We start from the raw sequence: 24,490 nt of genomic DNA on the forward strand, positions 1-24,490 counted from the left end.
TCGACACAATCTGAAGCCAACGACTCTCGTTTCCTACACGCAAGCTCTCAAGCCCATCCGGCTCGTACACGGGGACACCCCAATACAGAAATTGACCAAACAGCATCTCGACACGCTCGTTCGTGACCTTCTCTCCGGTTCGATGCCGAAGAGCGCTGGTCGCCGGAAGCCGTGGAAAGCCATCTCGGTGAACCACATGTTGAACGTCGTGTCCATGGTGCTCACCCAAGAGGTCAAACAAGGGCGATTGGTGCGCGACGTCGCTGCCCTGGTCGACCGATTGCCCCGTGAACACCACAAAACCGAGACGTACACCCAGGACGAAGTCGTGCTGATCTTGGATGCCGCGTCCAGCTCGCGCGTCGGGCACGCTTGGGTGCTGGCGCTCTACGGTCTTCGACGAGGTGAGATCTGCGGGCTTCGGTGGCGGGACGTGGATCTCGAGCTGGGCACGATCACGATTGCCAACAACCGAGTCAGTGTCAACGGCCGAGCGTCGGACGGAGCACCCAAATCACGAAGCTCACGGCGGACGCTCCCCTTGACCGACGCACTCCGAAGAAGCCTGCTCAGCGCGAGGGAAACGCAAGCGGGCGAGTCGACAGCAGCCGGTCGGGACTACCAGGAGGGGAGCCACGTCGTCTGCGACGAGTTGGGCCGCGCCTACCACCCGGACAGCATTTCCGGCCTATGGGAGAGGTTCACCCTCCGCGCAAAGGTACGACCTCTGAGGTTGCATGATTGTCGACACTCGTGCGGAACTCTGATGCACCTTCAAGGTGTTCCGATAGCAGTGATCGCAGCCTGGTTGGGGCACAGCGACAACGCGTTCACCATGCGCACGTACGTCCACGCTCAGGGCGATGCAATGTTGGACGGCGCCGACGTACTACAGACCATGATGACAGCCCGGACTGCAGCCGACTCGGACAGGGATCCGCAACCTCCTTCCCAGGAGTGAGCACCCACGTCACGCTCGCGCAGGGCTTCGTCCAAGGTCGTACAAAGTTGCCAAGGCGGTACGCAAGGACCAGTTCGGTTCGGGATGTGTCATTCTGTGTCACCCTGACGCCCTTGAAGTCCCCAACACAGAAGTACCTGACCAGCATCGTGGCTGGTCAGGTACAGGATGTAGATGGAGCCGCCTTGGGGAATCGAACCCCAGACCTTTTCATTACGAGTGAAATGCTCTACCGACTGAGCTAAGGCGGCGCGGCCCCGCGAGGAGCCGGGACGAGTCTAACCACTCGCCCCGGCCACCACCAAAACGGGCCCCTACCTCGCCGCCGCGCCCAGCGTGGCCACCATCGCGTCGACGGCGAACTTGGGCTTGACGTTCATCTCGAGCGCCTCCCGGCACTGCAGGATCGCCTCGATGCAGGTCAGCAACGACTCCGACGAGCACACCGACGCCAGCCCCCGCGCCTGGTCGACCATGTCCGGGTGGGTGAGCGTGGACTCGGCACCGAACGACTGGGCCAACGCGTCCCGGTAGAGCCCCGCGAGGTCGATGAGCGCTCGGTCCAGCGCGTCGCGGCCGGTGCGGGTCCGGCGGGACTTCTGCCGCGCCTCGAGCTCCTTCAGCACGCCTGCCGAGCCGCGCAGCGCGCCCGCCGCACCCTTGCCGGTGCCGCCCGCGCCGAGCGCGGTGCGCAGCTCCTCGGTCTCCTGCTCGTCGCGCGCCGCGTTGAGCTCGACCGCGTCGAGTTCGGCAGCCTTCACCAGCTCCTCGACGACGGCGTACTGCGTGGCGGGACGCAGCGCGGCCTTGGCGATGCCCAGGGCCCGCTGGCGGCGGTCGCGCGCGTCGGCGTCCGTCGCGAGTCGCCGAGCCCGACCGACGTGCCCACCGCCGACGGAGGCCGCCCACGCGGCCGTCTTCTCGTCCAGACCGTCGTTCCCGCGCAGGACGCGGGCGATGTCGTCGGGCTTGGGGGTGACGAGCGCGACGTGGCGGCACCGCGAGCGGATGGTGACCGCGATGTCCTCCGGATCCACCGACGGCGCGCACAGCAGGAAGATGGTCCGCGCCGGCGGCTCTTCCACCGCCTTGAGCAGAGCATTGTAGGCCCGTTCACCGAGCCGGTCCGCGTCCTCGATGACGACGATCTGCCACAGTCCGGTGGACGGACGACGCGCGGCCATCTGAACGACGTCCCGCATCTCCTTGACCGAGATGGACAGGCCTTGCGGGACGATGCGCCGCACGTCGCCGTGCGTTCCGTGCAGGGTGGTGGTGCACGCGTGGCAGCGGCCGCAACCGACGACGTCCGGATCGGTGCACTGCAGCGCGGCGGCGAAACAAACCGCGGCGATGGACCGGCCCGAGCCGGGCGGGCCGGTGAAGAGCCACGAATGCGTCATGCGCGACCCGATGTCACCCTCGCGGGCGGCGTGCGCCGCGTCGGTCAGCTCGGCCACCACCTCGTGCTGGCCGACCAGCCGATCGAACACTCCCGCCATGACGGCGAGCCTAGTGCTGCGCTCCGACACTGCCCGACCGACGGCCGCGCAAGCGCGCGATGCCGGCCAGGACGGCCACCACGATCGAGCCGACGATCAGACCCAGCAGCGCCGAGAACAGCGTGTTGACGATCCAGGCGAGGACTCCGCCGATTCCGCCGACGCCGTGCACCGCCTCCTCGGCGTGATGCACCAGCTCGTACAGCGGGTGGAAGCCGAGCTCGTCGATGCCGACCAGCAGAATGTGGCCACCGACCCACAGCATCGCCGCGGTGCCGACCACGGACAGCACGCTCATGACCTTCGGCATCCCGCGGACCAGACCGCGACCGACGGTCTGCGCGATGCCCGACGACGTGTCGGCGAGACGGAGGCCGATGTCGTCCATCTTCACGATCAACCCGACGACGCCGTAGACCACCACGGTGATCACCACGGCGACGACGGCGAGAATGATCAGCCGCGACCAGAAGCCCTCCGAGGCGATGGTGTCGAGAGCGATCACCATGATCTCGGCGGAGAGGATGAGGTCGGTGCGCACGGCTCCGGCGACGACGGTGTCCTCGTCCCGCGGGCCGTCCTCCTCGTGATCGTGCGCGCCGTGACCGCTGATCGCGCCCCAGATCTTGTGCGCCGCTTCGTAACTCAGGTACGCGCCGCCGACCATGAGGATCGGCGTGAGCAGCCACGGCAGGAACTGGCTGAGGAGCAGCGCGATCGGCAGGATGATGATCAGCTTGTTGCGCAGCGAGCCGACCGCGATGCGCCTGACGATCGGGAGTTCCCGCTCCGCCGCCAGGCCCCGGACGTACTGGGGCGTGACCGCGGTGTCGTCGATGACCACTCCGGCGGCCTTCGCGGTGGCCTTTCCGGTGGCGGCGCCGACGTCGTCGATGGACGCCGCCGCCAGGCGCGCGAGCGCGGCGACGTCGTCGAGCAGGGCAACCAGTCCTCCGGCCATGGGCCGACCTTACGCCGTACTCGGGTCGGCCGATCAGCCGTCCGTGGCCTCCGACGCCGTGGACTTCGCCGCGGCCGTCTTCTTGGCCGGTGCCTTCTTGGCCGCCGTCTTCTTCGCGGTGGCCTTCTTCGCGGCCGTCTTCTTCGCCGGGGCTTTCTTGGCCGCCGTCTTCTTGGCTGCGGTCTTCGTGGCTGCCTTCTTGGTGGCCTTCTTCTTCACCGGACCGCGCGCGCGACGGTCGGCGAGGAGTTCCATCGCCCGCTCGTCCGTGATCGTGGCGACCTCGTCGCCCTTGCGCAGGCTCGCGTTGGTCTCCCCGTCGGTGACGTAGGGGCCGAAGCGGCCGTCCTTGATCACCATCGGCTTCTCGCTCACCGTGTCCACACCGAGCTCACGCAACGGCGGAGTCGCCGCACCCTGACGGCCGCGACGCTTCGGTTCGGCGTAGATCTTCAGTGCCTCGTCGAGCGTGACGGTGAAGATCTGCTCCTCGGTCGCCAGCGAGCGCGAGTCCGTGCCCTTCTTCAGGTACGGGCCGTAGCGGCCGTTCTGGGCGGTGATCTCCTCCTTGGACTCGGGATCCACACCCACCACGCGCGGCAGCGACAGCAGCTTCAACGCGTCCTCGAGCGTGACGGTCGCGAGGTCCATCGACTTCAGGAGCGAGCCGGTGCGCGGCTTGACGGCCGCCGCCTTCTTCGCGGCCTTCTTGGCCGGCGCCTTGGCCTTGGTGGCCACGGCGGTTCCGCCGCCGTCGGAGCCACGTTCCACCGGAACAATGTCCGGGACCGGCTCGGGCTCCTCGGGGACGATCTCGGTGACGTACGGGCCGAAACGCCCTTCCTTGGCGACGATCTCGTGTCCGCTCGCCGGATCGACACCCAGCTTGCGGCCCTCCTGCGGCGTCGAGAACAGCTTCTCGGCGTACTCGACGGTCAGCTCGTCCGGCGGCAGATCGTCGGGCAGGTTGGCGCGCTGGGAGATCGGGTCGCCGTCGGGATCGTCGGGGTTCTGCACCATGCGCTCGAGATAGGGCCCGTAGCGGCCCACGCGCACGTGGATCTCGCGTCCCTCGGCGTCGTCGAACAGCCGGATGGAGTTGATCTCGCGGGCGTCGATGTCCTCGAGGTTGGTGCCCACCATCTTCTTCAGGCCACCCGAGCGGGCAACCGACCCCTCGGCGCCGGTCTCACCGCCGAAATAGAACGCGGTCAACCAGTTTCCGCGACGCTCGCGGCCGTCGGCGATCGCATCGAGGTCGTCCTCCATGCCGGCCGTGAAGTCGAAGTCCACCAGGCGGCCGAAATGCACCTCCAGCAAACCGATCACGGCGAACGCCACCCAGGACGGGACCAGCGCGCTGCCACGCTTGTAGACGTAGCCGCGGTCGAGAATGGTCTTGATGATCGACGAATACGTCGACGGGCGACCGATTCCCAGCTCTTCGAGCGTCTTGATGAGCGACGCCTCGGTGAAGCGAGCGGGCGGGTTGGTGGTGTGACCGTCGGGATCGAGGCCGGTGGCCGTGACCGCCTGCCCCTTCTCCAGTGCGGGCAAGCGGGATTCGGCGTCGTCGGACTGACCGCCGGCCTGATCGTCGACACTCTCGACGTAGGCCTTGAGGAAGCCCGGGAACGTGATCGTCCGGCCCGACGCACTGAAGGTGCAGTCCTCACCGGTTCCCGCGGTGCCCGAGATCCGCAGTGACAGCGTGGTTCCGCGCGCGTCCGCCATCTGCGACGCGACGGTGCGCTGCCAGATGAGTTCGTAGAGACGGAATTCGTCGGTGTCGAGAGAGCTGTGCAGCTGGCCCGGCGTGGCGAAGGAGTCGCCGGCCGGTCGAATGGCCTCGTGCGCTTCCTGCGCGTTCTTCACCTTGCGGGTGTACTGCCGCGGGGAGTCGTGCACGTACTCGGGGCCGTACAGCTCGGTGGCCTGACGACGGGCGGCATCGATGGCCGACGCCGACAGGTTCGTCGAGTCGGTACGCATGTAGGTGATGTAGCCGTTCTCGTACAGCCGCTGCGCGATCCGCATGGTGCGCTCGGAGGACATACGGAGCTTGCGTCCGGCCTCCTGCTGCAGCGTCGACGTCATGAACGGCGGGTACGGGCGCCGCGTGTACGGCTTCGACTCGGCCGAGGCGACGGTGAGATCGACGCCGTCGAGGGCCTCGGCGAGACGACGGGCATGGGCCTCGTCGAGCACGGTGACACCGTCGGACTTCAGCTTGCCGTCGGCACCGAAGTCGCGGCCCGTCGCCACGCGGGCACCGTCGACCGACACCAGCCGAGCGCCGAACGCCCGCGGGGTCGCCTCGGCGCCGGCGTCGAGCTGGGCCGAGATGTCCCAGTATTCGGCTGAGCGGAACGCCATGCGCTCCCGCTCGCGCTGGACGATGACGCGCGTCGCCACCGACTGCACGCGGCCCGCCGACAGCTTCGGCATGACCTTCTTCCACAGAACCGGCGAGACCTCGTACCCGTAGAGGCGGTCGAGGATGCGGCGTGTCTCCTGGGCGTCGACGAGGTCGGTGTCGAGGTCGCGGGTGTCGTCGGCCGCGGCGAGGATGGCCGGCTTCGTGATCTCGTGGAAGACCATCCGGCGGACGGGCACCTTGGGCTTCAGCGTCTCGAGCAGGTGCCAGGCGATGGCCTCGCCCTCACGGTCGGGGTCGGTGGCGAGGTAGAGCTCGTCGGCGTCCTTCAGGAGCGACTTGAGCTCGCTGACCTTCCCCTTCTTCTCGGGGCTGACGACGTAGAGGGGCTCGAAGTCGTGATCGACGTCGACACCGAGACGCGCCCACGATTCGCCTTTGTACTTGGCGGGCACGTCGGCGGCACCGCGTGGGAGGTCGCGAATATGACCCACCGACGCCTCGACCACGTAGTCCTTGCCCAGGTAGGGCGCGATCTTGCGGGCCTTGGTGGGCGACTCGACGATCACCAGACGACGGACGCCGCCGGACGACGACCCCGTCGACTTGTCCCCTGCTGCCACGTGCTGCCGAACCTTCCTGGCCTCGCCGGACGAGACCCCTTCCAACCACGGTCGACGCCTCGAACCGCTCGAGGTCGACACCATACAGAGTGACACACGTGCACCGATCCGCCGTTTCGGCGCGATCGGCGGGGGCGTCCGCGCCTGTCACGACGCGTGGGCGGTGCCCGGTCTCACGGCGCCGTGGGCGCACGGTGTCACGGCGTCGTCGGCCACTCCACCACACCCGGCGGCGCCTCGCCCACCGTGTCGACCAGGCGCCCGAGCCGTCGTCGACCCGTGATGCGCAGTTCGGGCGTGGATCCGCGGGCTCCGGCCAGCGTCGGCGCGATGCCGACGCGCATCAACGACTCCGCGAGGACGGGATGCGTGTCCGGTGCGTGCGGGTCCAGGCCGAACGCGAAGCGGGACCCGTCGGCGGCGAGCCGGCCCGAGGCGAGCGCCCAGGCGCGCAGTGCCCGCGGTCCGGGTGTCCACCCGGCGGGCACCGCCTTGACCGCCCCGCGGGTCCAGGACCGCGCCGTCGGCATCAACTCGGGAGTCGGGGCGGACCTGACCAGCGGGTGACCCTCGTCGGTGTCCGCGATCTCGGGTGTGATGCCGCAGTCGGCCATCATGTCCGCGATCGCCTGCGCTCGCCACAGCCGGTCGACGACGACGGACACCCGCGCTCCGCCCGCGACCGTCACCACCTGACCCGGAGCAGCCAGCAACCCCGCGAGGTCGTCCACCGCGGGCGGTGTCGACTCGGCGGAGAAGAAGGACAACTGACTCACAGTCGCGACAGTAGGTCACCGATGACCCCGGCGGGCGGCGACGGGTCGAGAGCACATCGGGCCCGTGACGGACGAATCCCCCGCCACCCGGAAGGGGTGACGGGGGATTCGCGCCTCGTGCGTGGATCCGATCCGAGGATCAGACTGCGCGGACGCCCGTGGCCTGGGGGCCCTTGGTGCCCTGGCCGACCTCGAACTCCACGCGCTGGTTCTCCTCGAGGGTGCGGAAGCCGCTGCCCTGGATCTCGGAGTAGTGGACGAAGACGTCAGCGGAGCCGTCCTCGGGTGCGATGAAGCCGAAGCCCTTTTCGGCGTTGAACCACTTCACAGTTCCCTGTGCCATGCTTGTCTATCCTTCTTCTTGACCACCGGATGCGGTGAACGGCACTTACAGTTCACCGGGCCGGTTCCGACCGCCGACGTGATTTCCCCCCGGAGGGTGGAGCTTCACGCACCGCGCTCGCAACAATAGATCCTGCGAGCGTGAACACGAACACAGAAGCTGCGACCGAGAACAGTGAACCACGTCGCGCGTCCGCACGCGACAGTCGCGCGCAACAAGTTCGTAAACCTTGTCGGGGCCCGCCGTCGGTGCTCGCACCTACCATCCGACCTGCGTCCCCATCGGCATCAGAGAACAGGACAGAACAGTTGAGCGCCACCGTCGACACGTCCGCCACCAGCTTCGGCGGCGCGTTGTTGGACCGTGCTCTGGCCGGGACGCCGACGGGGGAATCGCCGCTGACCCACTCGGTCGAACTGCCCGGTCGCGAGGCCCGGACGGCACCGTGGCCGGAGTGGCTCGATTCCCGGATCGTGCGCACGTTCGTCGACTGCGGCATTCCCGAACCCTGGAGTCACCAGGCCGACGCGGCGACGCTCGCGAAAACCGGCCGGCACGTCGTCGTCTCCACGGGAACGGCGTCGGGCAAATCGCTGGGTTATCGCATGCCCATTCTGTCGACGCTGTCCGAGAATCCCCGCGCCACCGCGCTGTACCTCGCCCCCACCAAGGCGCTCGGATCCGATCAGCTCCGGGCCGCGGTGGACATGACGGACACTCTCGCTCGCGCCGGATTTCCCGACATCGCGCCCAGCGATTACGACGGTGACACTCCCGTCGAGGTCCGCCGTTGGGCGCGCGCGAACTCCCGCTGGATCTTCACCAATCCGGACATGCTGCACCTGTCGCTGCTGCAGGGCCATCGTCGGTGGGCGCACTTCTTCCGCAACTTGGCCTACGTCGTGGTCGACGAGTGTCATTCCTACCGGGGGGTCTTCGGTTCGCACGTCGCCCTGGTGATGCGTCGACTCCGCCGCATCGCCGCGCGGTACGGCGCGAATCCGACGTTCGTGCTGGCCAGTGCCACCGCGTCGGCGCCCGGCGCGGCGGCGAGCCGCCTCATCGGAGCGCCGTGCGTCGAGATCACCGAGGACGGCTCCCCGCACGGTCCGCGCACCGTCGCTCTGTGGGAACCGCCGCTGCTGGACGTGACCGGCGAGAACGGCGCTCCGGTACGCCGCGCCGCCGGGTCCGAGGCCGCGCGCATCATGGCCGATCTGGTGGTCGAGGGCGCCCGCACGCTCACCTTCGTCCGGTCGCGGCGCGGCGCGGAACTCACCGCCCTCGGCACATCGAGACTGCTCGCCGACGTCGACCCGGACCTGCCGGGTCGCATCGCGGCGTATCGAGCCGGGTACCTCGCCGAGGACCGACGCGCCCTCGAGCGCGCCCTGTCCGACGGACGACTGCTCGGCGTGGCCACGACGAACGCGCTGGAACTCGGCGTCGACATCGCCGGCCTCGACGCCGTCGTCGTCGCCGGCTTCCCCGGCACCGTCGCCTCGTTCTGGCAGCAGGCCGGTCGCTCCGGACGTCGTGGTCAGGGATCTCTGGTGGTCCTGGTCGGGCGGGACGACCCGTTGGACACCTATCTGGTCCACCATCCGTCGGCGTTGCTGGACAAGCCGATCGAAGCGACGGTCACCGACCCCACCAACCCCTACGTGCTCGGGCCCCAGTTGCTCTGCGCCGCAGCGGAACTGCCGCTGTCCGACGACGAGATCGCCGAGTGGAACGCCGAGGACGTCGCCCACCGCCTGGCGGAGGACGGCGACCTCCGCCGTCGGCCGCACGGGTGGTACGTCACCTCCGACACCCCGCCGCACGGCGAGATCGACATCCGCGGTGGCATCGGCTCGCAGATCGCGATCGTCGACGGCACCACCGGCCGCATGCTGGGCACCGTCGACGCCGGCCGCGCCCCCGCCACCGCCCACCCGGGCGCGGTGCACATCCATCAGGGCGAGTCGTTCGTCGTCGACACGCTCGACTTCGACGACCACGTCGCCGTCGTGCACCCCGAGGAACCCGACTGGACGACGTCGGCACGCGAGGTCACCGAGATCGTCGTCGAGGACTACCTCGCGCACCGTCGGCACGGCGAGGTCGACGTCGCCCTGACGCGCGTGCAGGTCAGCCATCAGGTGGTCGGCTACCTGCGGCGGCTGCCGTCCGGGGAGATCCTCGACTCCGTCGAACTCGACATGCCGGTCCAGACCCTGCACACCCGAGCGGTGATGTACACGATCACGCCGGAGCTGCTCGCCCGCGCCGGCGTCGGGCCGGAGCGCGTGCCGGGGTCGCTGCACGCCGCCGAGCACGCGGCCATCGGCATGCTCCCGCTGGTGGCCACGTGCGACCGGTGGGACATCGGCGGCGTGTCCACCGCGCTGCACGGGGACACCGGCCTGCCCACCGTGTTCGTCTACGACGGGTACGACGGTGGGGCAGGCTTCGCCGACCGGGGACACGCGGTGCTCGCGACCTGGCTGGCCGCGACCCGGGACGCGATCGCGTCGTGCGAGTGCCGATCCGGCTGCCCCTCGTGCGTGCAGTCACCGAAGTGCGGCAACGGCAACGATCCGCTGGACAAGGACGGCGCGGTCCGCGTGCTCGACGCCGTGCTGGGCGAGCTGGCGGACTAGGCGTCCACCGTCGCGGGCTCGCCCAGCGAGACGGGCAACGACGAATATCCGTGCAGGACACGGGTGTTGCGACGAGTGCCGGCCCCGACGGTGGTGAGGTTCGGGAAGCGATCGAACAGGGTGCGCAGCGCGACCTCGCTCTCGGCGCGAGCCAGCGCCGCACCGAGGCAGAAGTGCCGACCTCCCGAGAACGAAAGGTGCTTGTTGGCATTGGGCCGGCCGACGTCGAAGCGGTCCGGGTCCTCGAAGACCTTCGGGTCCCGGTTACCCCCGGAGAGGGCGCACACCACGATCTTGCCCTTGTCGATGGTCTTACCGGCCATCTCCACCTGATGCCTGGCCACGCGCGCGGTCATCTGCACCGGCGTCTCGAGGCGCAGCATCTCGTCGATCGCGTTGGCCCACAACGACGGATCCTCCTGCAGGCGCGCAAGCTGATCGGGGTTGCGCACCAACAGGTCGATGCCACTGCCGAGCAGATTGACGGTGGTCTCGAAGCCGGCGGCGAGGACCAGACCGGCCGTCGCGCGCAGCTCCTCGTCGTTCAGGTAGACGCCGTCCTCGGAGGCATCGATGAGCTGGCTCATCAGGTCGTCGCCCGGGTTCTTCCTCAGCTCGGCGATGTGCGCGGACAGCCACGCGTCGAATCCCCGCAGGCCCTTCTCGACTTCCTCGAACTGCGGCCACGTGAGGCCCAGATCGAGGCTGGGAGCGGCCAGCTCACCGAACTCGAGCACCCGCTGCTGCTCGCTCGCCGGCACGCCGAGGACGTCACTGATGACGGCGACGGGCAGCTTGGCGCAGTACGCGGGCACGATGTCGACGGTGGACGCCCCGCTCGCCACCAGCTCGTCGAGAAGGGTGTCGGCGACCTCCTGGACACCGTCGCGCATCTTGTTCACGGCGCGCGCCGTGAAGACGGACGACACGAGCTTGCGGTACCGGGTATGCGAGGGCGGCTCGACCGCCAGCAGTGACGGCGGGGCCAACGGGTGCAGCGCGCCCGATCGCGTTCGCTTCTCGATGAGCCGCATCGGCGCGGGCATGTTGCTGCCCTGGTTGACGGTGCGGAAATCGTCCGACCGCAGCAGGTCGAAGATCAGCGCGTGGTCGACGGTCAGGAAGGCCACTTTGCCCTTCACCAGGGGTCCGCGCTCACGGAGCTCCTGGTGGATGATCTTCGGGTTGGCGCGTGTCGCGGGGTCGGCGATCAGCTTCGCCTGCGGATCTCCCGTACGAACCCCCAGCTTGGCGACCGTACGCACCAGCCCGTGTACCGCGGCCCAGCGCAGTCGCGCCTTGGCTCCGTCTAACAGTCCTCCACCGTGTGTCATCTACTCGCCCCCGTCGTCGTCGTCGCGCACCCCAGCACGAACACTTCTCTCACTATGCGCAGTTCGCGCCGGACTGTCTACCGTCCGAGGCATGCGTTTGCGCCGTGCCGTCGCCGCCCTGTGGGTGAGCACCGTCCTCTACTGGCCCGCTCAGGTCCTGGTCGCCAAGGCGTGGCCCACCCCGTACAGCTGGCGCGACGACGTCATCAGCGCACTCGGCGCCGCGACCTGCACCGAGTACTGCTCCCCCGATCACGCGCTGATGAACGCCACCTTCGTCGCGGTCGGCGCCCTCACCGCCGCGGGGGCTGCCCTTCTGGTTCCGCAGACCACGGGTCGCGATCGCGCCGGCTGGCTCCTGATCGCTGCCTCCGGACTGGCCACCTCCGCCGTCGGGTTCCTCCCGCTGGACGTCTCGTCCGCCGCCCACAATCTGGCCGCGCAGATCCACTGGGCACTCCAGGTCGCAGGCATGATCGTCCTCGCCACCGGGTCGGTCGGACGAGACCGACGTGCACGGGCCCTGGCCGCCGCGTGCACTGCCGCCGCCGTGATCGGCGGCGCCGCCTTCCTCACCCCCGGCACGTGGGGGCTCGGAGCCGGGCTGTCCGAGCGGATCGCGCTGGACAGTCTGAACGTCTGGACCATCGGCATGGGTGTGCTGCTGCTCCGCGGCCTGCGACCGGTGAGCCCTTCCCGCTGACCGCTCCTGCTCTCGCGGACAGTGCACCATCCGCAGCTGCACGAACCATCCGCGGAAAGCGCCGCTCACTCCACCGGCCCCGCCCGCGACACCGCAACGGCCTCCCGGACCCCGAACCGCCCCAACCGCACGGTCACTCGGAATCGCACCTCGAGATCCCACCCCTCGGCGGCGCAGGTCGCGAGCACCGCTCCCATGCGGTCACCCACGACCCGCGCCGCCGCGCACCCCGCCGCGTCCCCCTCGACCAGGGCCGCGGCCCCGGCCAGCGCGGCGAGATCCGCAGCCGCCTGCACTCGATGTCGTGCAGCAACGGCTGCCCCCACCCACATCACCGTCGCGGTGACCACCACGAGCGACAGCACCACGAACGCCCCGATCACCGAGGCCGACCCGCGATCCCCCTCGCTCACCGCGGGTCCGCCTCGGGTTCGACCACTGCGACCGCCTCGGCGGCGACCTCGACTCCGGGCAGCGGCGACGCCGCCTCGACCCGCACCGTCACCCACTCCCCGTCCCGCGTCACCACCACCTCGGAGTCCCGCGGCGCGACGCGACGGGCAGCGACGACGGCATCTGGATCCCCCAGCGCGGACAACCTCGCCCCTTCCCGCGCCGCATCGACACAGCGGATGTGCGCGGTGACCGTCACCAACGCCCCCACGCACAGCACCACCACCGCCACGATGGCGGCGATGGCCAGTGCCGCCTCGACGGTCACCGCCCCGGCGTCCCCCCTCAGACCGTGGTCTGCAGAGCCCGGTCGATGATTCCGGTGAGGGCGGAGACGATCGAGTCGCCCGTCACCACCGTGTAGAGCACCGCCCCGAAAGCGGCGGCCGCGATGGTGCCGATGGCGTACTCCGCCGTCGACATCCCGTCGTCCTCCGCGAGGACCTCGAGCATCCTGTTCTGCACCCTGTGCACCACGGACATGTTCTCCCCCTTCGTGATCCGCCGAGGCCGATCCCCGACGGCGTTTCTGTGGACCCGTCACGGGATCCCGCCTCCCTGAAGCACCGACCCGGCCAGTCCGACGACCACCGGCACGATGCCGAGGCAGACGAACGCGGGCAGGAAGCACAGCCCCAGCGGACCGGTGACGAGGACCCCGGCTCGATCCGCGCGGGCGACGGCCTCGTCCTCGGCCCGACGACGCTGTTCCGCCGCGGAGCCGGCCAGCGCATCGGCCACCGAGGTCCCGGACCGTGCGGACCGTCGCAGCGCACGGGCCACGGTCTCGGTCGCCGGGTGTTCGGCCAGTGGAGCCCACGCCGATTCCGGTTCGGCACCCAGAGCGAGCAACGCACCGGCGCGGGTCAGCGCGGAGGCCAACGGCTCGGGTGCGAACTCGGCGACCGCGTGCGCGGCTGCCGGGACGGTGGCGCCGCCGCGCACGCAGGCGGCGAGGAGATCGAGGGTTCCGGCGACCGCGTGCGCATCACAGCTCGGCGATGCCGTGGCCGGGGCCGACGGCTCCCGAACCGACCCACGCCGGCACACGGACCGAGCGGGGGCGACCAGCACGGCGAGCGCGAGCAGGATCGCCGCCCCCGTCACCGGACCACTCCCGCCACGATGCGATCGGTCCACAGCAGCCCCGCGCACACCAGCGTCACGCCGACGACGCCGAGCACCCCACCCGCGCCGTCCCCGCTGAGGACTGCGAGTGGCGCCGCCCCCATCGCCTGGCCGAGAGCGATACCGAGCACCGGCAACACCGAGAGCACGGTGGCCGTCGCCCTCGCCCCGGCCGTGGACGCCTCGGTGCGACGACCGAACCGCACCCGCGCGTCGAGATCGTCCCGCACGGACCGCAGGACGACGGCGGGCGCGAGGCCGTGCCGCTCGCAGATCACCCAGGCGGAGGCCATCCGAGTCCAGTCAAGCCGGCTGTCTCCTTGCTCTCCGGCGCCGGTGAGCCCGGTGGACAGGGCCCCGCCGAGCTCGGAATGGGCTGCGGCCGCGGCGAATCGGGAACCCACCTCACCGGGGTGATCACGAGCGACCGCCCGACAGGCCGCCGCGGGATCGGCACCCACCGCGAGTTCCGCGACCATCGTGTCCACGCCGCCGACCAACGCTGCGGTGACGGCGCGGTCGGCCCGGCGGCGCGTCGTCGCCCGCCGGCGCAGGAATACCGTCGCCGTGACGACGGTGACCGCGATCGCCGGCGCCGGGCCGAGCGCAAGGACGGTGGCGAGCACGACGGCCGCAGCGGCGATCACCGGTAACCGCCCGGAGCCGATCCGGACGACACGGCGTGGCCCGTGCACCACCCGTCGGCGCGGCGGTCGCGACGGCCACACCAGAAGCGCCGCGGCGAGAACCAGCAGGCTCACCGTGCCCCCTCCGACCCGAGAAGCTCCTGCAGTCGCGCCCGGCCCGGCCCCGTCGGTGCGTCCCGCGACCACGCCGGGAGCACGCGACACACGCCGTCGTCCCCCGGCGTCACGACGCCGATCGAGGCGAGCACCCGGCGGCCGTCGTCGAGTCGCGCCGTGTGCAGCACCACGTGGACCGCGGCGGCCAGCTGACTGTGCAGGGCGGCGCGGGACAAGCCACCGAGCGCCGCCAGGGCTTCGAGGCGCGCAGGAACCTCCTCGGGCGAGTTGGCGTGCACCGTCCCGGCTCCCCCGTCGTGCCCGGTGTTGAGCGCGGTCAACAGGTCCACCACCTCCGGCCCGCGCACCTCCCCCACCACGATGCGATCCGGCCGCATCCGCAACGCCTGGCGGACGAGGTCGCGCACGGTCACCTCGCCGACTCCCTCGACGTTGGCGGGGCGGGCCACCAAGGTGACGACGTGGGGGTGGGCCGGGGCAAGTTCCGCCGCGTCCTCGACGCAGACGATGCGCTCGCGGGGGTCCACCTCACCGAGCAGTGCCGCGAGCAGGGTCGTCTTCCCGGTTCCGGTGCCACCGACCACGAGGAACGCGACCCGGCGAGAGACGATGCGCCGCACCAGATCCTCCGCGCCGTCCGCGAAGGTGCCGGCCGAGGCGAGCGCGCCGAGCCCCTGCGACGCCGGGCGCAGGACGCGCAACGACAGGCAGGTGCCGCCGCGTGCGACGGGCGCGAGGACGGCATGCAGACGCACCCCGAAGGACGCAGAATCGACCCCCGGCAGGCGGCCGTCCACCCACGGCTGGGCGTCGTCGAGGCGGCGTCCGGCCGCGACCGCCAGCCGTCCCGCGAGCCGCCGCACGGCCGCGTCGTCGTCGAACCGCACGTCGGCGCGTTCCAGTCCGCGGCCGCGGTCGACCCAGACCTCGTCCGGACCACTGACGAGCACGTCGGTGACACCCGGTTCGTGCAGTACCGCGTCGAGGACGCCCGCTCCGCGAAACTCCGTGTCGAGGACGTGCAGGACACGGAGCAGCTCCGCGTCCCCCACGACGCCACCTGCCTCGGCGCGGACGGCGGCGGCGATCGCGGCGGGCGTCGGCTCGGAGCCGTCCGCGGTCAACCGGTCGCGGACTCGCCTCAGCAGATCACCGGTGACCCAGCCCGTCACGACGGACCCCCCACCAGGGCGAGGACGGCGGCTGCAGCGGCGGCGAGCGGCGACCGGGGTCGCAGATCCAGCCCGCCGTGGTCCAGGGTTGCGGCGAGACGACGCTCGGGGCGCATGGTGGCCAGGACCGGTGCCTCCGCGGTGCGCTCGACGTCGTCCGCACGCAGTCCCCCGGGGGCCGGGCCGCGAATCACGAGACCGACGTTCGCGGTGCGACTCTGCAGAGTCGCGACGACGGCGCGGGCCGCCCACGAACCCCGCACCGTCGCCGGCACGACGACCGTGACCAGGTCGGCCGCCTCCACGGCAGCCCACTGCTCGGGCCCGGGCGAGCGCGGTGCGTCGCAGACGGCGAGTTCGCCCGCACGCCGAACGGACGCCAGCACCGCGGTGAGGGCGCCGGGGTCGACGTCCGAAGGTCGGCCTCGTGCGCAGGACAGCACGGCGAGGCGATCACGCGCGGGCAACGCGTCGTGCAGGGCACGAGCGTCGACGCGGCCGCCGACGACCAAGTCGGGCCACCGCAGTCCCGGCCGATCGTCCACGCCGGCCGCGAGGTCGAGTCCCCCACCGCACGGATCCGCGTCCACCAGCACCGTGAGCGCCGAGCGTGCCGACGTCAGGGCGAGTGCCGTCGCGAACACCGAGGCCCCGGCTCCGCCGCAGCCGCCGATCACCGTGACGACGGCGCCGTCCGCGTCGCGTCCCGGAACGGCCGCGATCAGCGCCATGAGGTCGGCTTCACGGTTCGGCAGGTCGAGCACGTGCGGTGTCCCGAGGGTGGCCGCGCTCTGCCACGCCGTCACGGTCGGCGCGCCGTCCGAGACCACGACGACGCCCGGACGGCGCGGGTGCCGTCGGCGCACCGCGTCGGCGGCAGCGGACTCGGAGAGCACGACGGTGGTCGCGCCGAGCCACCCCGCTCGGTCCGGGACCGTCGGCCGCACGTCGACCGCACGTCCTGCCGCGGCCACGACCCGTCGCACGTGGTCGGACAGGGTGGGCTCGTCGATCACGACGGTCACGGCGGCGTCGGACGCGGCAGCGGGGGTCGGCGCGGAGAATTCGGGCGAGGTCACGCCGCCGATCGTGCGCCGAGCGGGAGGTCGGGTGAGCCCGCCCACTCCCACCCCGGGGATGACGACGAGGCCCGGGGAGAACGCCGTCGGCGAGTCGGACCGGCGTGCTAGGCGACCGGCGAGAGACCCCGGACATGGGACGACCCCCGCCAGGGGGGGGGAGGAGGCGGGGGTCGTCGACGTTCAGCCCCGGGGGGTCGGGCTGAACGCGCCCGATTCGTGACCGGGCACAACGAAGTCTACACCCGACTGCGCTCGGACCACATCGCCGCGCGGCGAGTCGTCACAGCAGGTCCGGCGGACTTTCGAAGACCTGCAGGCCTGCCCGTTACCCTGGCCGAGTGAGCAGCCCCGAGGCACCCGGACGCATCGCCGCGTTCTTCGATCTGGATAAGACGATCATCGCGAAGTCCTCCACCCTGGCGTTCAGCAAGCCCTTCTTCGACGGCGGACTGATCAACCGGCGCAGTGTGCTCAAGAGCAGCTACGCCCAATTCCTGTTCCTGGTGTCCGGTGCGGACCACGATCAGATGGAGCGCATGCGCATCCACATCGCGAGCATGTGCACCGGGTGGGACGTCGAAACGGTTCGCACCATCGTCGCGGAAACCCTGCACGACATCGTGGATCCTCTGGTGTTCGCCGAGGCCGCCGATCTGATCGCCGACCACAAGTTGCGCGGTCACGACGTGGTGATCGTGTCCGCGTCCGGCGAGGAGGTGGTCACCCCGATCGCCGACGATCTGGGCGCCGACCATCACGTCGGTACGCAGATGGCGATCGAGGACGGCAAGTACTCGGGCGAGATCTCGTTCTACTGCTACGGGCCGGGCAAGGTCGAGGCGATGGAGAAGCTCGCCGCCGAGCACGGGTACGACCTGTCCCGCTCGTACGCATATACCGACTCGGTCACCGACCTGCCGATGCTCGAGGCCGTCGGGCACCCGACGGCGGTCAATCCCGATCGTGGTCTGCGCAAGGAGGCCGCGAGCAAGGGGTGGCCGATTCTCACCTTCTCGAACCCGGTCTCGTTGCGCAGCCGGTTCACCGCGCCGTCGTCGAGCACCGTCGCCGGGGTCGCTGCCTCGCTCGCCGCAGTGGCGGCCGGCGCGGTCTCCTACGGTGTGCTGCGCCGCCGTCGCTGACGCGACCACTGCGACGAGCTGCTGAATCGATCGGGCCGCGGAACCTCTTGCTGTGGCGTCGATCACAGAGTAAGAATGGACGCACGGAAAGACGGAAGGCCAAGAGCGAGCCGGAAGAGAAGGAACGCTCTCCCAGCCGGGCTTTCCCGGCACGGACCGACGGTACCCACGCGTAGCGCGCCGCTATGGAGGCACAAGTGTTGTGGGCCTGCGGAATTCGGGCGGACGACGTGAGAACTCTGCACTGGTTGCGGACACGAACGAAGGTCGCCACGCATTCTCGCCGAGGCCACGTGGAGTTTCTCCACCGCAACCCACCCTGCACGCCTGGTAACCGCGGATTCCGTGCCGACGGGCGACGACGCCGGAGTGAGATCCCGGCACCGTCGCCCGTTGTCATGTGCGGGCCCGTCGGGTCGCCTCAGGCCGGCTGCGCGTTCTCCGCGATCGTCGTCGCCTCGGCGGCACCCGCCTCGAACGACCCGCAGCACAACAGGACCCAGCTCCCCACGCCGCGCTCGGTACCGCCCGCGAAGCCCTCGACACCCGTGCGGTAAGCGGCGAGCCGCTTGGCCCAGCTCTCCTCCGGCACACCCAGATTGTGGGGATCGAAGCCGGACGCGACGGCCACCAGCCGAGACGCCGCGCGCGCGACCACGCCGTCGGCCGTCCCGAACGGCCGCAGGGACACCAACTCTCCGTGGACGATCGCCGCGACCACCGGCGCCGGCGCCCGCGTCCCGCCGGTGACGAGGTCGGCGAGGATCGACAGCCGCTGCGCGACGTCGTCACCCGCCCGCGGACGACCCAGCTGGTCCTGATCGTCGACGAGGTCCGCCGCAGCCAACAGATGGAGACGAGCCAACGCCTGGAGCGGGGCGCGTCGCCACGTTCCGACGGTGCTGGTGAGCGCGTCGCCGTCGAGTGCCTGCGCCACCCGGAGCGCACCGGCGAGGATCGGCGGGGCCGTGCCGTCGTCGGCGACGGCGGTCGAGGACCCCGCGATCACCGCCGACGCGCGGGCCGCCCGCACCGCCGCCTCGGCGGCCGTGGCCGGCCACCCCCGTCGGTTCGTCTTGTGCCGGTGTACCTCGGCGAGCGCGTCGCGAGCCCGGTCGGCGGCGTCCCGGACGCCCGGTAGGTCGAGGATCGGAGCCAGCGGATCGGTCACGGGGCGAATCTACCGACCGCCCGCCTGCTCGGCGGCCAGCAGTTCCGCCCGCTCCCGGCGCCGCACGGCCTGCTGCTCGGGGTCCGGCACGGGCACGGCCGCGAGCAGACGCTTGGTGTACGGGTCGGACGGCGAGCGCAGGATGCGGTCGGTGCGGTCGAACTCGACCAGCTTGCCCTTGCTCATCACCGCGATGCGACGGGCCAATACCTCGACGACGGCGAGGTCGTGACTGATGAACAGGCACGCGAACCCGTATTCGCGCTGGAGCTCCTGGAACAGCTCGAGCACCTTGGCCTGCACCGAGACGTCGAGAGCCGACGTCGGCTCGTCAGCCACCAGCAGAGTCGGTTCGAGGGCGAGGGCCCGGGCGATGCCCACGCGCTGCCGCTGACCCCCCGAGAGCTGGTGCGGGTACCGGTTGCGCATGTCGCGGGACAGGTGCACCTGGTCGAGGAGCTCCTCCACCTTCTTGTTCCGCTGCGTGCGGTCCATCTCGGTGTGCAGGAGCATCGGCTCCGCGATGGACTGGCCGATGGGCCAGCGGGGGTTCAGCGACGACCCCGGATCCTGGAAGACGATGCCCACCTTGCTGCGCACCGGGCGCAGCGCACGGGTGGACGCCGACGTGATGTCGGTACCCGCCACGGACAACGACCCGGAATGCAGCTTCAGCAGACCCACCGCGGCCTTGCCGATGGTCGACTTGCCGGAGCCGGACTCGCCCACCAGGCCGACGACCTCGCCCGGCTCGATGGACAGGCTGACCCCGTCGACCGCGCGGAACCCGCCGGTGCGGCGGGAACCGGGGTACTCGATGACGGCATCGGTGAGCTCGAGGGCGTAGGTGACGTCCGGGGTGTCGTCGGTGCCCTGCTCGCCCGCGCGCGATCCCAGATGGGGAACGGACGCGAGCAGCTCGCGGGTGTAGGCGTGGTCCGGGCGGTGGAAGATGTGGTCGGCGGTGCCCTGCTCGACGATGTCACCGTTCCGCATCACCAGGATGCGGTCGGCCATGTCGGCGACCACGCCCATGTCGTGCGTGATGAGCACGATGGCGGCGTCGACTCGGCCGCGCAGATCCCGCATGAGCTCGAGGATCTCGGCCTGCACGGTCACGTCGAGCGCCGTGGTCGGCTCGTCGGCGATGAGCACGGCCGGCTCGGACGCGAGCGCCTGAGCGATCATGGCGCGCTGACGCTGACCACCGGACAGCTGGTGCGGGTAGTAGCCGACGCGCTTCTCGGGCTCCGGCATCTCGACCAACCGCAGCAACTCGATGACGCGGTCCTTGGCCTGCGCCTTGGTGACGTCGCTGTGCGCGCGAATGGCCTCGGTGATCTGCCAGCCGATGGTGTAGACCGGGTTCAGGGCCGTCATCGGCTCCTGGAAGATCACGGCGATGTCCTTGCCGCGCACGCCGTTCAGCTCGCGTTCCTTCAGGCCCGTGAGTTCGCGACCGTTCAGCGTGATGCTGCCCGCGACACGGCTGTTGTCGGCCAGCAGCCCCGGGATGGCCATGGCCGTCGTGGACTTGCCCGAGCCGGATTCGCCCACGATGGCGAGGATCTCCCCGCGCGCCACCTCGAAGGACACGTCGCGCACCGCCGTGCGCCAGGTCTTGTCGACCTCGAAATCGATGGTCAGACCGGAGACACCGAGGATCGGGGCCGCCGCGTCCGATGTTGCCTGTTCCGTCATCGTCAGCTCCGTTTCGGGTCGAGCGCGTCACGCAGCGCGTCGCCCATGAGGATGAAGGCCAGCACCGTCACCGACAGGAAGGCTGCCGGGAAGAGCACCAGGTGCGGCGAGGTGGAGATGTAGTTCTGGCCCAGGTTGATCTGCAGGCCCCACGAGATCGCGGGCAACTGCAGACCGATACCGAGGTAGGACAGCGTCGCCTCCGCGGCGATGAACGTGCCGACGGCGATGGTGGCGTACACCAGTACGGGCGCCAGGGCGTTCGGCAGGATGTGCCGGACCAGGATGCGGTAGGTGCTCGCACCGAGAGCCTGTGCGGCCTGGACGTATTCGCTCTGCTTGATGCTGATGACCGACGAGCGGACCAGACGCATAGCGGTCATCCAGCCGAAGGCCACCAGGGCCAGGGCGACCGTCACGACGGTGCGCTCGCTGGTCACGGTGAGGAGCACCAGGGCACCGAGAAGCAGCGGGATACCGAAGAAGATGTCGGTGAACCGCGCCAGCAGGCTGTCGAGGAAGCCGCCGAAATAGCCTGCGAGAGCGCCGATCAGCACGCCCACGATCAGGACGCCGATCACGGCGAGCAGGCCGATGGTGAGCGAGATCCGCGCACCGTAGATGACATTGGCGTAGTAGTCGCAACCCTGCAGGTCGGTACCGAACCAGTGCTCGGCGCTCGGCTTCAGCCGGGTGTTCGTCAGGGTGCAGTCGCGCGGATCGATGCCGCGGGCGAACAGCTGCGGCACCACGGCCATGAGAACGAGGACCAGGGTGATGACGGCGCCGAACCAGAAGAACGCGCTGCGCCGCAGCTTCTTCCACGCGTTGCCCCAGAGGCTGGCCTGGCCGACGAGGTCCTGCGCCTCACCGGTGACGACGTTGCCCGGCTCGCCCTCGGCGGCCGCGTGCTGTGCATCGGAGGTCATGGTGCCTACTCGTATCGGATTCGGGGGTCGAGCAGTGCGTAGAGCACGTCCACGACCAGGTTGAAGAAGATGTAGAAGAACACCATCAGCGTCACGATGCCGACGACGACGGCGCCCTCCTGGTTCTGCACGGCATCGAAGATCGCGCGCCCCAGACCGGGAATGTTGAACACCGACTCGGTGACGATCGCGCCGCCGAGCAGCGACCCGACGTCGGCACCGATGAAGGTGACGACGGGAATCATGCTGTTGCGCAGGGCGTGCCGGAACACGATGCGTCGGTATCCGACGCCCTTGGCGCGGGCGGTGCGGATGTAGTCCGCCGCCATCGCCTCCGACACCGCGGTGCGGGTCAGTCGGGCGACGTACGCCATGGACAGCGCCGCGAGCACCAGGCCGGGCAGCAGGTAGCTGTACCAGCCGGCGTTGATGCCGGCGATGGGGAACAGATCCAGCTTGTAGCCCAGCAGGTACTGGGCGACGAAGCCGAGCACGAACACCGGCACCGACACCAGCAGCGTGGTTGAGACCAGCACCAGGTTGTCGAAGAAGGAGTTCCGGCGCAGGCCGCTCAGGACACCGGCGGCGATACCGATCAGTGCCTCGAAGACGATAGCCACGATCGTCAGCCGCACCGTGACGGGCAGGCGCTGCGAGATGGTGTCCAGAACGGGTCGGCCGGCGAAGTCGGATCCGAAGTCGCCCTGCAGAAGTCCGCCGACGTACTTGACGTACTGCACCAGGAACGGATCGTCCAGGTTGTACTGCGCACGCAACTGCGCGACGACGGCGGGGGCGAGCGGGCGATCGCCCGCCAGGGCGCGAATGGGGTCGCCCGGCAGGGCGTAGACCATCGCGAAGATCAAAAAGCTGGCGCCGATGAGGACCGGAACGGTCAACAGCAATCGGCGAGTGATGAAGCGACCCACTTCGGTTCTCCTCGACAGGGGCCTCGCGCCGTGCGGCACGGGCCGACAGGTCACGCACCGGTGGGGCGCTCTGCTGTCAGGCAGAACGCCCCACCGGGTGGTCGATCAGTTGACCGTGACGTCCGCGACCTCGATGTCGCCGAACAGGTCGATCTTGACGTTGTCCACGCGGTCGCTCCACACGGCCTGGTTCAGGCCGTAGAACAGCGGGGTGGCCGGCAGGTCGCGGAACAGGATGTCCTCGGCCCGCTGGTACTGCGTGGTCGCGTCCTCCAGGCTGTCGGCGTTGTTACCGTCCGACAGGGCCGCGTCGAACTCCGGGTTGGAGTAGAACGGCTTGTTCGACCCCGCCGGCGGGAGAGCCGCCGTGCTGTACGTGGGAGCCAGGAAGTTGTACAGCGACGGGTAGTCCATGATCCAGCCGGAGCGGAACGGGCCGGTCATGCCCTTCTGATCCTGCAGCGGCAGGTACTGGGCGAACTGGAGGTCGCCGCGCAGGACGTACTCCACGCCGAGGTTGGTGCGCAGCTGGTTGCCGATGGCGGTCATCCAGGTGTCGTGCGCCGCACCGGCGTTGAACCACAGCTCCACCGGCTGGGACCGGTCGAAGCCGGCCTCGTCGAGCAGCTGGTTCGCGCGATCGACGTTCAGCTCGCACTTGCTGCCGCAGGCGTCCTCGCGGTACCCGTCGACCACGGGCGAGCCGAAGGACGTCGCCGGGGTACGGGTGTTGGTGAAGATCGCCTCGGTGATCGCCTGGCGGTCGATCGCCATCGAGAATGCCTCGCGCACACGCGGATCGGAGTACCGCGGGTCGTACGTCGGGAACCCGAGAGCCGTGATGTCGGGACGCGCGCGCTCGGCGTAACGGTCACCGAACTGGTCGCGGGCGGTGGCCCACGCGTCCGACGGCAGGTCCAGCATCACGTCGAGACCGCCGGCCTGGACGTCGGTGTAACCGGTGTTCAGCTCGGTGTAGACCTTGAACTGCACGCCCTGCGCCTGCGCCGGGTCGTCGCCCTTGTAGTCGTCGTACTTGGTCAGGGTGATGCCCTGGCCCTGCACGAAGTCCTGGTCGGCCTTGAACGGGCCGTTGCCGATCGGCTTGCGGCCGAACGCATCCGGGTCCGCGTAGAACGATTCGGGCAGCGGCGAGAACGCCGAGTAGCCCAGCGTCACCGGGTAGATCGCGAACGGCTCCTTCAGCTGCACGCGAATGGTGGTGTCGTCCACCGCCGTCAAGCCGGACATCGCCGTCGCGGCGGGCGCGGCGCCGTCGGCGGCCTGCAGATCGTCGTAACCGGCGACGTTCTCGAAGAAGTACGACGCCTGGTACGCGTTGGTCGAATTCGCCGTGTAGTTCCACGCGTCGACGTAGGACTTCGCGTTCACCGGCGTGCCGTCGTGGAACGTCCAGTCCGGCTTCAGCTTGATGGTCCAGGCGACCTGGTCGTCCGACTCGACGGACTCGGCGACGCCGTTGTACTCGACCTCGCTGGTCTCGTCGTTGTAGGTCACCAGCGGGGTGAACAGTGCCTTGAGGACCTGGTTGCCCTCGCTCTCGGTGGTGTTGCCGGGAACCAGCGGGTTCTCGGGCTCGCCGATGTAGAGGCTGTAGACGCCCTCCGCGCTGGAGGAACCTCCCCCGCCACCACAGGCCGCGAGCATGCCGACGGCCACGAAGCCGACCGACACGATCGCGAGCGCGCGCTTGATCCTCACAATCGATCCTCCATACATGTCCTGCGGGACAGGGTGCTGCCCTCGACAGATCCGTGGACGTCCACGGGCTCG

22 protein-coding genes and 1 tRNA gene are annotated in these 24,490 nt (G+C 69.9%); 4 read left to right on the forward strand and 19 right to left on the reverse strand.

Annotated features, from left to right (window positions below; genetic code table 11):
* Positions 1 to 91 precede the first annotated feature (91 nt).
* Positions 92 to 961, forward strand: coding sequence for a site-specific integrase (locus A3Q40_RS16835; protein ID WP_235606341.1), 870 nt, complete (start codon positions 92 to 94; stop codon positions 959 to 961).
* A gap of 175 nt (positions 962 to 1,136) precedes the next feature.
* Here the strand turns inward: A3Q40_RS16835 and A3Q40_RS16840 are convergent.
* From A3Q40_RS16840 to A3Q40_RS16865, 6 genes are all read right to left on the reverse strand, one after another.
* A tRNA-Thr gene (locus A3Q40_RS16840) sits at positions 1,137 to 1,212 on the reverse strand.
* Between the two features lie 63 nt (positions 1,213 to 1,275).
* Positions 1,276 to 2,463 carry a DNA polymerase III subunit delta' gene (locus A3Q40_RS16845; protein WP_068103947.1) on the reverse strand — a complete coding sequence of 396 codons (1,188 nt, stop codon included), beginning with the start codon at positions 2,461 to 2,463 and terminating at the stop codon, positions 1,276 to 1,278.
* 10 nt (positions 2,464 to 2,473) lie between these two features.
* Complete coding sequence (locus A3Q40_RS16850) at positions 2,474 to 3,424, reverse strand: DUF808 domain-containing protein (RefSeq protein WP_068103949.1); 951 nt, start codon at positions 3,422 to 3,424, stop codon at positions 2,474 to 2,476.
* A 33-nt stretch (positions 3,425 to 3,457) separates the two neighbouring features.
* The gene (gene topA, locus A3Q40_RS16855) at positions 3,458 to 6,424 is read right to left on the reverse strand and encodes a type I DNA topoisomerase (protein ID WP_068103951.1); all 2,967 of its coding nucleotides are present in this window, start codon (positions 6,422 to 6,424) and stop codon (positions 3,458 to 3,460) included.
* A 197-nt stretch (positions 6,425 to 6,621) separates the two neighbouring features.
* Positions 6,622 to 7,200 (reverse strand): hypothetical protein, encoded by a 579-nt coding sequence (locus tag A3Q40_RS16860; RefSeq protein ID WP_068103953.1) that lies wholly within the window; start codon positions 7,198 to 7,200, stop codon positions 6,622 to 6,624.
* Positions 7,201 to 7,339: 139 nt separating this feature from the next.
* A complete protein-coding gene (locus A3Q40_RS16865; RefSeq protein ID WP_005248460.1) occupies positions 7,340 to 7,543 on the reverse strand; it encodes a cold-shock protein in 204 nt (67 codons plus the stop codon).
* Positions 7,544 to 7,851: 308 nt separating this feature from the next.
* Between A3Q40_RS16865 and A3Q40_RS16870 the strand changes: the two genes are divergently transcribed.
* Entirely contained in the window at positions 7,852 to 10,188 is a 2,337-nt protein-coding gene (locus A3Q40_RS16870) for a DEAD/DEAH box helicase (protein WP_068103959.1), read from the forward strand.
* Here A3Q40_RS16870 and A3Q40_RS16875 read toward each other — a convergent pair.
* Positions 10,185 to 11,522 carry a cytochrome P450 gene (locus tag A3Q40_RS16875; RefSeq protein ID WP_068103961.1) on the reverse strand — a complete coding sequence of 446 codons (1,338 nt, stop codon included), beginning with the start codon at positions 11,520 to 11,522 and terminating at the stop codon, positions 10,185 to 10,187. The two genes, A3Q40_RS16870 and A3Q40_RS16875, sit on opposite strands and share 4 nt — an antisense overlap.
* Positions 11,523 to 11,613: 91 nt before the next feature.
* Here A3Q40_RS16875 and A3Q40_RS16880 point away from each other — a divergent pair, with 91 nt between their 5' ends.
* Complete coding sequence (locus tag A3Q40_RS16880; RefSeq protein WP_068103963.1) at positions 11,614 to 12,225, forward strand: DUF998 domain-containing protein; 612 nt, start codon at positions 11,614 to 11,616, stop codon at positions 12,223 to 12,225.
* Positions 12,226 to 12,290: 65 nt separating this feature from the next.
* Here the strand turns inward: A3Q40_RS16880 and A3Q40_RS16885 are convergent, their stop codons facing one another.
* Genes A3Q40_RS16885 through ssd form a run of 7 tightly spaced genes read right to left on the reverse strand, consistent with a single transcriptional unit; the run spans position 12,291 to position 16,821 of the window.
* Positions 12,291 to 12,638 (reverse strand): Rv3654c family TadE-like protein, encoded by a 348-nt coding sequence (locus tag A3Q40_RS16885; RefSeq protein WP_068103965.1) that lies wholly within the window; start codon positions 12,636 to 12,638, stop codon positions 12,291 to 12,293.
* On the reverse strand, positions 12,635 to 12,946 hold the full coding sequence (locus A3Q40_RS16890; RefSeq protein ID WP_201132882.1) for a TadE family type IV pilus minor pilin: 312 nt from the start codon (positions 12,944 to 12,946) through the stop codon (positions 12,635 to 12,637). Before A3Q40_RS16890 ends, A3Q40_RS16885 begins: the two co-directional genes overlap by 4 nt.
* Positions 12,947 to 12,963: 17 nt before the next feature.
* Positions 12,964 to 13,161 (reverse strand): DUF4244 domain-containing protein, encoded by a 198-nt coding sequence (locus tag A3Q40_RS16895; RefSeq protein ID WP_068103971.1) that lies wholly within the window; start codon positions 13,159 to 13,161, stop codon positions 12,964 to 12,966.
* A gap of 57 nt (positions 13,162 to 13,218) precedes the next feature.
* A complete protein-coding gene (locus tag A3Q40_RS16900; protein WP_235606342.1) occupies positions 13,219 to 13,785 on the reverse strand; it encodes a type II secretion system F family protein in 567 nt (188 codons plus the stop codon).
* Positions 13,782 to 14,567 (reverse strand): type II secretion system F family protein, encoded by a 786-nt coding sequence (locus A3Q40_RS16905; protein WP_068103975.1) that lies wholly within the window; start codon positions 14,565 to 14,567, stop codon positions 13,782 to 13,784. Before A3Q40_RS16905 ends, A3Q40_RS16900 begins: the two co-directional genes overlap by 4 nt.
* A complete protein-coding gene (locus tag A3Q40_RS16910) occupies positions 14,564 to 15,742 on the reverse strand; it encodes a TadA family conjugal transfer-associated ATPase (protein WP_068103977.1) in 1,179 nt (392 codons plus the stop codon). Before A3Q40_RS16910 ends, A3Q40_RS16905 begins: the two co-directional genes overlap by 4 nt.
* On the reverse strand, positions 15,739 to 16,821 hold the full coding sequence (gene ssd / locus A3Q40_RS16915; RefSeq protein ID WP_082834187.1) for a septum site-determining protein Ssd: 1,083 nt from the start codon (positions 16,819 to 16,821) through the stop codon (positions 15,739 to 15,741). Before ssd ends, A3Q40_RS16910 begins: the two co-directional genes overlap by 4 nt.
* 341 nt (positions 16,822 to 17,162) lie before the next feature.
* Here ssd and A3Q40_RS16920 point away from each other — a divergent pair, with 341 nt between their 5' ends.
* A complete protein-coding gene (locus A3Q40_RS16920) occupies positions 17,163 to 17,966 on the forward strand; it encodes an HAD family hydrolase (protein WP_068103982.1) in 804 nt (267 codons plus the stop codon).
* A gap of 421 nt (positions 17,967 to 18,387) precedes the next feature.
* Here A3Q40_RS16920 and A3Q40_RS16925 read toward each other — a convergent pair whose 3' ends face one another.
* The 5 genes from A3Q40_RS16925 to A3Q40_RS16945 all read right to left on the reverse strand — a co-directional run bounded on the left by A3Q40_RS16925 (position 18,388) and on the right by A3Q40_RS16945 (position 24,418).
* Complete coding sequence (locus A3Q40_RS16925; RefSeq protein WP_068103983.1) at positions 18,388 to 19,137, reverse strand: oxidoreductase; 750 nt, start codon at positions 19,135 to 19,137, stop codon at positions 18,388 to 18,390.
* 9 nt (positions 19,138 to 19,146) lie between these two features.
* The gene (locus A3Q40_RS16930; protein ID WP_157889661.1) at positions 19,147 to 20,838 is read right to left on the reverse strand and encodes an ABC transporter ATP-binding protein; all 1,692 of its coding nucleotides are present in this window, start codon (positions 20,836 to 20,838) and stop codon (positions 19,147 to 19,149) included.
* A 2-nt stretch (positions 20,839 to 20,840) separates the two neighbouring features.
* Positions 20,841 to 21,767, reverse strand: coding sequence for an ABC transporter permease (locus tag A3Q40_RS16935; RefSeq protein WP_068103985.1), 927 nt, complete (start codon positions 21,765 to 21,767; stop codon positions 20,841 to 20,843).
* A gap of 5 nt (positions 21,768 to 21,772) precedes the next feature.
* Complete coding sequence (locus tag A3Q40_RS16940; protein WP_068103987.1) at positions 21,773 to 22,696, reverse strand: ABC transporter permease; 924 nt, start codon at positions 22,694 to 22,696, stop codon at positions 21,773 to 21,775.
* A 105-nt stretch (positions 22,697 to 22,801) separates the two neighbouring features.
* Positions 22,802 to 24,418 carry a peptide ABC transporter substrate-binding protein gene (locus A3Q40_RS16945; RefSeq protein ID WP_069972979.1) on the reverse strand — a complete coding sequence of 539 codons (1,617 nt, stop codon included), beginning with the start codon at positions 24,416 to 24,418 and terminating at the stop codon, positions 22,802 to 22,804.
* Between the last annotated feature and the right edge of the window lie 72 nt (positions 24,419 to 24,490).

It is taken from the genome of Rhodococcus sp. PBTS 1, assembly GCF_001620025.1.
In the GTDB taxonomy this organism is placed as follows: Bacteria; Actinomycetota; Actinomycetes; order Mycobacteriales; family Mycobacteriaceae; genus Rhodococcoides; species Rhodococcoides kroppenstedtii.